Below are 7,943 nucleotides of genomic sequence, written 5' to 3'. Positions count from 1 at the left end.
TTTCGCCTAGTCGCCGAGGCTAGGCTCCCGTGGTACTCGAAGGAAGCTTGCCCGAGACCAAGGGGTATGCTGGGTGCTCTCTCGATGGCAAAAGAACTCGTGGAGTGCATCGGGCAAGACACTCGGATCGCCTCCCGGGCGATACACGGAAGGTGACTGATGTCGCAAGTCAGCGACAACTGTCTCTGGGTAGAGGGCTAAGACTGGCAGGGCGGCAATGTAGGGTTCAGAATAGAGGTCCGCTGCTGCGACGAATTCTTCGATGTCCCGAAGGTGAACGACGTTCTCCGCATTGGGAACAAATGAGTAGTTTAGAATTGAATTTGGAAGAATAGATGCGGTAACAGGTTTGGCCTGTTCAGTTGAATTGCCTTGGTGATCACCGTAATGCCAGATGCTACCTAGAGTTAAGCCACTCTCGGCGCGGGCTTCAACGGCAAGGATCCGAGGGGGCTCTAGCGCGAGATCGATGATCCAATGGGAGAGCCCTTTGTTGGTCTTGGCTTCAATTCTATAATGGCTTCGGGGTTCGTCTGTCGCCGTCACGTCCCACGGTAGGCTGCCAAGCCATAGCAGGAAGTCTGATTGAAGGTTTAGCGGCTGAATCGTGCGGCTGAGTGACGCCGCAGTGATAGCTGGGCTGGGAAGAAGGCTGACCTGCCGGCCTGAATCTGCAGTCACTAGGGCAAATGGTGGCCGGACGGCGAGCTCTTGAACCACTTCACCTTCGGCGAATCCAAGCTGAAGGGATACTCCAGAGCCGCATACAAGGAGTTGTGTCGTGTGATTCGAGATCGCCCTTGAGTTCGGCCTGCCGAGCTGCTCTTCGAAGTATGCTTCTATCAAGGCGCTGCTATCCGTGGAGACTGACATCGCCCCGATAGCATGGGTGGGGTCGAAGGGGAGTGGCCTTCCTCCGGCGTTCGCTGGAAGGGCGAGCGACCTCACCGACTCTATCAGTTGGTATTCCCGAGGAAGAGCTTGAAGCGGCGAGACCACAGCTTGGGCCAGCGCTTGCCCAAGGCTGTGGTCCGCGGCTTCGGTCGATTGAGCGGGGCCTTGGGCAAGCGCTACGAGTAGAGCGATGATGTACATGCCTAGGGGCTTGTGAGGTCCTGATTCTTCGACTGTGGCCGCGGTTGGTGGTCTATCTATAGCCGGCTAGGAACACGTGTTGCCGCTACACTCGGCGACAGTTTCAGTCTCTTCATCTGCGTTGGGGTAGAGAGTCCAAATGCACCGCGCCTCGCCCGGCTCGCAGCCTCCGGTGTACACTTCACATTGAACCTCTTTAGTTGTGTGCGGCGTCGTTCCAGAGGGTTGGCAGTTGTCTGCTGGACGCTGAACCTCACAAACGCCCGCGTGGGCAACCTCGAATTCACTGCCTTGGCATGTGAGGGTTGCGGCGTCGAGGCAATCCACGAAGGAGCAGCCCGGAGGGGGCCCTACATATGAGGGTCGACAGCACTTTCCGTTCGTCTCGCTAGGAGAAGGTGTTGCCGTGCTAGCTATTGTGAGTGGTGAGAAGAGGGCGGCGACGGCAATCAGGGTCGTTAGGGTGTATTTCATGAGTTAATGGGGTTGTAGCAGTCGTGAAGAGGCTGCCACTGACCGGGGGTCAGGCTGACAGGTCAACCTCTTCTGAACAGGACGCTACTCGATTTCGATCCGGCCGGGTGAGCCGAAAGGCAATCTCGCCATCGGGACCTATTCGAAGAGGCGGTCGGTGATTTTCGCAACACCGGGAGAGATTCTCCTCCCATGCACCCGTCAGGACCCGACATGGCGGTCTTCCGCGCCTGGGCGCGAGCGCCCAGAGGACTCCCCCACCTTCAAGGTGCGGTACCGACCCACCCACACCGCCTTCTACACCTTCGCCGATGACGAAGTCCTGATCCAACGCGTGCTGCACGGCAGCATGGACCCTCTTCGGCACGTCTGAATTTGACAACCGACGCCGATCGACTGGCTGTGCACAAGGCTTCGTCTAGTCGACCTCGAAGCTGAGGGGCGGAGAGTCTCCTCCCCGCCCCCGCCTAACAAGACCCGAATATCGGGTCTACTTCCGCTTCTTCTTGTCCGGAGCTTGGGTCAGAGCCGAAGCAGCGACGGCCTTCTGAGCCTTCGTCGACTTGGGGTTTCTCAGGATTTTCGAAGCCTTGGAAGCGACCTTCTTAGAGGTCTTCTCGTTCTTGGCCATGGAATGGCCTTTCCCGGGGGGTTGTTGAGAATCAACAAGGGGACCAGAATGACGCGTACACAACTGCTGCGTCTGCCCCCTGCAGACAGCCTGGGGTCTTCCCCGGAAATCCCCCCAGGCATGCACAAGCCCCGGTTGGCGTACCACCGCCCACCGGGGTGTTTTCGTTTGGGAACCGCTGCCGAGGGCTGCCTCGCGGACGAACCCCGAAACCGAGACCCCTTCCCTCGCCGCTGCCTTCTGGATCTGGGTGTGCTCATGAGCACGCACCCGCACCTTGATCACGACTTCGCGACCTTCCCCGGCGGACAGCTTCGGGCGCCCTCGTCCTCGCGGCGTTTGCATTCCGGGAGCATGACACGACGAATTCTCTGGCCCACAACAAATCGTGAGAATCCACCCTCTCTGAGACCCTCACGTTGGGGGTAGCTCCAATTCCTTGCTTCCGTCGGGTCCGATCGAGACCAAGTCCCCAGCCGCGCTCACGGACTCGTCGCGCAGCGCGACCCACGCGAGGACTTGCTGCGCCCCGGCCGCAAGGTCCTCGAGCGATCGCTTCTGGAATGCCAGGCGCTGGAGCTCGTTGATCATCGCCCGCAGCGCTGTGTTCTCCTTGGCATCTCCACGTGGAAGGAACAGAGAGTGCCTTCCTCCCACCCGAGGAGGCTGGAAACCACCCGTGGAGAGCCAATCGCAGCTGAACGGCATGCCGCTGGCGTTGATCCCGGCAACCGTGAACTGAGAGAACAGCTTCTCAGGGTCTCCAACCGTCGTCTGTCGAGCGACGTCAGCGTGTTGCCCCGCCAACTGCTCGTTCATCAGCGGCATCGCCTCCGCGAGACGGGTGGTGTCGATTCGGCGCGAGCCAAAGGCCTCGGGTGACTGTGGAGCCACCACATCGTCGACGAAGTACATGAAGCCTGCTCCCACGAGGTAGGTCCAGGTGTTGACCTCGTGGAGCTTCGGATTGTCGTCCTCGACCTTCTCAACGGGGTCCTTCCAGATCCGCCGCCGATCGGCGGCCAAGTAGAAACGGTCGTCTGTCGCAAACCCGAAGTAGAAGGTCATCGGTCGTACTCCTCCTTCCAGGTGCTGGTTACCGCGGCCACCGCCGCGAAGTCTCGGTCGATCTCATCGCCGAGGTCGTCCTCGCGGTACCACTGCCGGGCCTGGGTGGTTTCGTAGCTGAGAGAGGCCAGATCCCACTGGTCGCGGGTCCAGCCTTCTGCGCGACGGGCGATAGTGAAAGGGTCTGCGATCCGGTGGTTCTTGGCGAGGCGGATGCAGCGCTCAACGATGGCCTCCTCGGGGCTCAAGCGGCGGCGCCCCTCATCTCCCCCACCACGTCCGGCGACCCCTGCTGTCAGGTCGGCAAGTGCTGACGAGCGAACTGCCGGGCCATCGCGAAACTCACGCAGCCGGGTCGCTGCGGCATCCTCATCAGCCTGGGTAATCCAGTCGGCGCGCTTCTCGCGCAGCAACCACGTCAACAGAGCGCCAGGGCGGTTGCCTCTACACAAAGCGCGATTGGTCAGGGAGAAGAACTCAAGTTGTCCAGCTTCTCCGCCCTGGGCCAAGCCAGCGTTGCAAGCTTGAGCGTAGAGCTCCATCAACCGATCGGTTCTGGTGAGATCAGCTACCTGCACATCCTGCAATCGTGCTGGTCGAGGCGGTGCCTTCGGGGCCCCCTTCCCCTTCGACGTTCTTGAAACAACAGGGGGGCCTGGGGGTCTTGCCCCAAGCCTTCTGGTTTCTAGATTCCTCGTAGAGGAAGAGAACCTGTTTAGCCATGGGCTAGCAGATTCACCTGCAATCTGAGGCTGAGGGCTAGCAGATTCACCTGCAGGGCAAACCGGGTCTTCGGGGTTGTCCACAGACCTGCCCCCAGCTCGGTCCACAGCACCTGTGGATGCTTCTGCAGGCACTTCCGAGCTGGCCTGCCCCTCAGCGTCTGCCGGCTTCCAGTGCACGTTGACGACGTCGTGGACGCCGTAGCGGTTGGCCGCCCACTGCGGAACCTCGAGGGGCGTCAGCCACCCCAAGGTGATCAGACGCCCCCTGGCATCCGTCACAGCGCGCCGGCTGAGCCCGAAGGTCTCAGAGACCCAAGAGCCCTTCATGCGCCCATCGGTCGCGTAGAGGCCCGTACGGCGGTCCCAGAAGACCGAGCAGATGAGGGCGGCCAGGGCGTAGCCGGTCTCGGCGCGTCGGAAGCCTCCAGCCAAGGCCCGCAGGAGCCGGCGTGGGACCGGCACCCGGCGTTGGCGGTTCGGGGTGGCCTGGAACATGGCCCACCAGCTCTGAGAAGCGCTGCAGGGCTGCCCCTCCCCTCCCCCACCGCCGAGGTGGATGTCCTCAAAACTCCGCGCGAAGCGCACGGCGTGGTCCTCGAGGCTCACCAGGCCAATCTGTGCCAGCTGGCGGACATCGCCGGCGAGGGCGCGCATGGCGGTGTCGGATTTTGCGCCACCGACCAGGGCCCGGAGCTCTCGAAGCTGGAAGACTGGCCTCTCGGTGGTGGACTTGGTGCGGCCGTAGTTGCGCCGCTCTGCCATCTCGTGGATCGCGAAGTAGCAGCGCAGCTGCCTGAAGCTCAGATGGCCCTCTCGCAGGAGCCACCAGGCGAGCGCGAGCTCGCAGGCCTTGATGCTGCGGTAGCGGCCCTCGATTGCCGGGACGGTGTGTCGTCCTGGCTGGAAGGCTGAGGGGGTTTTCGGCCTTCTTGGGGCCGTTAGGGTGGTCGTCGTGGGCATGTGCGCCTCCTTGGCGAGGCACGGAAGGCACACAGTTCCCCTGGAGCTGGTCTACTCCAGGGGTTGACGACGACGCACAATCTGGGCTAGGTTCGGGTATCTGATCTCCCGCCCGCCTGACTGGCGTCGCTCTTTCCCTGGAGCGGAACAGGCTCTGAAGGACCACCCGCAGGGGTGGTCTTTTCGTATCTGGGGTCCTTGAGCGGCTCCGCGCCTCCTCTTGGTCGTTGATCGCACCCCCACCCGTGGGGGCGCTCGGATCTCTACACACCAGATGTAGGTGATTCGCGAGGGAGCCGTCAACGACTGCAACCCATGAAGAGGCCCGGGTTTAGCCTCGGCAGTGGTCTCAGAGTCGAGGTAGACTGAGACCGTAGTCTCAGTCAGAATGTAGAGCGGTCTCAGTCAGAATCGAGACTGAGACTATGGTCTCAAAGTCGAAGTGCTTACGCAGGTTGAGTTAGCGACCAGCAGCGGGGCACATGACTGAGACTATAGTCTCAGTTAAAAACTAGACTGAGACTATAGTCTCAGTCCAAGCGCCTTCAGTTGTTGCGGTCACACACTCAGAAGCGGGTGCCCAGAAAAACCTGTGGATGAACAGGCGCCAGCCCCCTCCCCTCCAACCCGACTAAGGCTAGATCCCCCCGGAGGCTCCTAGCCTGCCACACACTCTCGGTGAAACCGTCGGACCCGGCAGCGTCTTCCAGAGGCCCGGCGGCCGCCGGGAGCCGCCTAGGCACAGATGTGCTCAGAGCTCCACCTCTGCAGTCCTTGCGCCCGAGATGTGAGTCTGAGACCACAATTCCGTCATCGCAGCGAGTGGGGCAACGACTGTAGTCTCAGACTCTGCGCGGCCCCTTAAGACTGGTCTCACACTGCACATCGGCCAGACCCCCCCAGGAACCGGATCGTGGGGGAGGGGGGGCTTGGCTCTCCGAACAGCACGAGCCCTAGGGCTGGCCGGCGGATCTCAGGAGGCGCCCGAGTCAGTCACCCGGGAGCTCACCCGTGGGGCCCACCAAACGGGAAGCAGCCCACAGAGCCAGGGCGAGGGCCCCGACGTCCCCACCAGCACCAGGCAAGCCAGTCTGAGACCAGAGTCTCACAGTCCCTGTGGACAAGTCTGAGACTATGGTCTCAGACCGTTGACTCGAGGGTCTCTGGAGGCGCACACTCAGGTCGAACAACGGAAACAACCAGCGGGGCCCCGATGACGACAGTGATAACGATCTCCAACCAGAAGGGTGGCTGCGGCAAGACGACCTCGGTCATCAGCCTGGCCTCGGCCCTCGCGATGCGGGGCTACACCGCAACGGTGGTGGACTGCGACCCGCAAGCGAACGCCACCCAAGCCTTCGGCGAGGAGGCTGAGGAGCTCCACGAGGATCAGTACACCGTCGTGGACGCCTACCTCTCGGGGAAGGGGGCGGATCAGATCGAGATGTCGTTCCCGGACCGGCTTGGCGGGCGGCTCTTCCTGGTCCCGGGGAGCCGGGGAATCTCGACGGTGCAGTTCAGGTTCGATGCCCATGTTCAAGAGCGCCTCGCCACCCAAGAGATCACGGATCTCGATGCGGATGGGCTGAAGGATGACCAGCGTCGCCGCCTGAAGAACTCGCTCGACACCTTGCGAGGCAAGCGGGACTTCGTCCTCGTTGACACAGGCCCCGAGCTCGGTCTGGTTATGACAACGGCCCTCATTGCCGCGGACTACTTCATCATTCCGGTCATCCCGTCCGGCTATGACTTGAAGGGGTTGAAGATGCTGCTCAAGGCGGTCTCTCAGATTCGCAATCGGTATCGCCCGGACCTCACGCTACTCGGAGTTCTCCTGTCAAAAGTCAAGCGAACGAACCTCGACAAGGAGATCCGCGACTACCTCGAGGGGGTCTTCGATCCACAAGACCTCTTCAATGTCGAGATCGCTGACAGTGTTCGACATCGAGAGGCGACGCTCTACGGACAATCAATCCACGAGCACGCACCTGGAGAGCCGGCCTCGGAACAGTTCATGATGCTGGCGGACGAGGTGCTCGCCAAGCTGGGCAACCCGAAGCCGATCGACCAGAGCCCAGAGGGGGAGGAGGCGCTCGGCGACTCTGAGCCCGTGGTCGACGTGCAGCCGGTCGCCCCGTCACGCACCGCTGACGCGTCTGTGGAGGCCTGATAGATGGCGCGCCGCGGCATACCCAAGGGGCTGACACTCTTGGACGGGATCGAGAAGCCCGTGCGAGACAAGCCGATCCGCAGCGGCGACTACCTGGACGAGATGATGGGGGAGGGGAGGCCCAAACCTGTCGTGCCGCCTCGGCCCCAGACTGAGACCACAGTCGTCCCCTCCCCCAAGCCCGAGACTGAGACCACACTAGAAGGCGCTCACAAGACTGAAGCTGCGCCCCGCCGCAAAGGGCGACATAAAACGAGTTCGATCGGTGGCCGTGCGCGACCGAACATCAGCCCAGAGGGGCAGAAGAGACTCGCGATCATCGTCGACCAGATGGTCCACCTGGGCCCTGAGCCGAACCTCCATGGGGGAGAGGTCCTCGAGGCGGCGATCATGGCCCTCTACGACGCGCGAGACTACTTGGACCTGAACAACGTCCGCAGGCGCGGGAAGTACGGATCGGTCGCCCACAAGAACTTCCCCGTGAGCATCGCGGAGAGCATCAAGAAGGCGATCGCAGAGCTCGAGCGGCAGGAGGGGGGGTGAGTCCCTCCCCGACCACCTCTGCTTGCGCGCTTGCGCGACGGTGGGGGAGGGGGGCGCGAAGCGTGTCGGTTCGTTTAGACTCCCGATGCTACGATAGGCCAGTGGTACGCCCTGGCCGTGGCTCGGATCGTGGGCAGTCCCTCCCTGGGTCACCTTGGTCCGTAAGGAATTCGCCGTCCCCAGAGTCGGGAGGCTACTCCGCATCCACACATCGACGAATGGTCACCCGTTGCGCCGATCGCGTCGCGGCGGTGTGGGCTCGACGGAGACGTGTACG

6 protein-coding genes and 1 pseudogene are annotated in these 7,943 nt (G+C 62.2%); 3 read left to right on the top strand and 4 right to left on the bottom strand.

The window, feature by feature from the left end; genetic code table 11:
- Positions 1 to 2,059: 2,059 nt before the first annotated feature.
- The 4 genes and pseudogenes from Pla133_RS26850 to Pla133_RS25695 all read right to left on the bottom strand — a co-directional run bounded on the left by Pla133_RS26850 (position 2,060) and on the right by Pla133_RS25695 (position 3,810).
- Positions 2,060 to 2,200 (bottom strand): hypothetical protein, encoded by a 141-nt coding sequence (locus tag Pla133_RS26850; protein ID WP_419192497.1) that lies wholly within the window; start codon positions 2,198 to 2,200, stop codon positions 2,060 to 2,062.
- A gap of 189 nt (positions 2,201 to 2,389) precedes the next feature.
- Positions 2,390 to 2,545, bottom strand: a pseudogene (locus Pla133_RS26845) (plasmid mobilization protein); the annotation flags it as partial.
- A gap of 69 nt (positions 2,546 to 2,614) precedes the next feature.
- Positions 2,615 to 3,268: a hypothetical protein gene (locus Pla133_RS25700; RefSeq protein WP_145071153.1), complete on the bottom strand. Its 654-nt coding sequence runs from the start codon at positions 3,266 to 3,268 to the stop codon at positions 2,615 to 2,617.
- Positions 3,265 to 3,810: a hypothetical protein gene (locus Pla133_RS25695; RefSeq protein ID WP_145071150.1), complete on the bottom strand. Its 546-nt coding sequence runs from the start codon at positions 3,808 to 3,810 to the stop codon at positions 3,265 to 3,267. Before Pla133_RS25695 ends, Pla133_RS25700 begins: the two co-directional genes overlap by 4 nt.
- 735 nt (positions 3,811 to 4,545) lie before the next feature.
- Between Pla133_RS25695 and Pla133_RS25690 the strand changes: the two genes are divergently transcribed.
- The 3 genes from Pla133_RS25690 to Pla133_RS25680 all read left to right on the top strand — a co-directional run bounded on the left by Pla133_RS25690 (position 4,546) and on the right by Pla133_RS25680 (position 7,666).
- Complete coding sequence (locus Pla133_RS25690; protein ID WP_145071147.1) at positions 4,546 to 4,905, top strand: hypothetical protein; 360 nt, start codon at positions 4,546 to 4,548, stop codon at positions 4,903 to 4,905.
- A 1,261-nt stretch (positions 4,906 to 6,166) separates the two neighbouring features.
- Complete coding sequence (locus tag Pla133_RS25685) at positions 6,167 to 7,123, top strand: ParA family protein (protein ID WP_145071145.1); 957 nt, start codon at positions 6,167 to 6,169, stop codon at positions 7,121 to 7,123.
- A gap of 3 nt (positions 7,124 to 7,126) precedes the next feature.
- Positions 7,127 to 7,666, top strand: coding sequence for a hypothetical protein (locus Pla133_RS25680; protein WP_145071143.1), 540 nt, complete (start codon positions 7,127 to 7,129; stop codon positions 7,664 to 7,666).
- Positions 7,667 to 7,943: the final 277 nt, after the last annotated feature.

It is taken from the genome of Engelhardtia mirabilis (genome assembly GCF_007748095.1).
In the GTDB taxonomy this organism is placed as follows: domain Bacteria; phylum Planctomycetota; class UBA1135; order UBA1135.
This window is presented reverse-complemented; position numbering and strand designations above follow the sequence as displayed.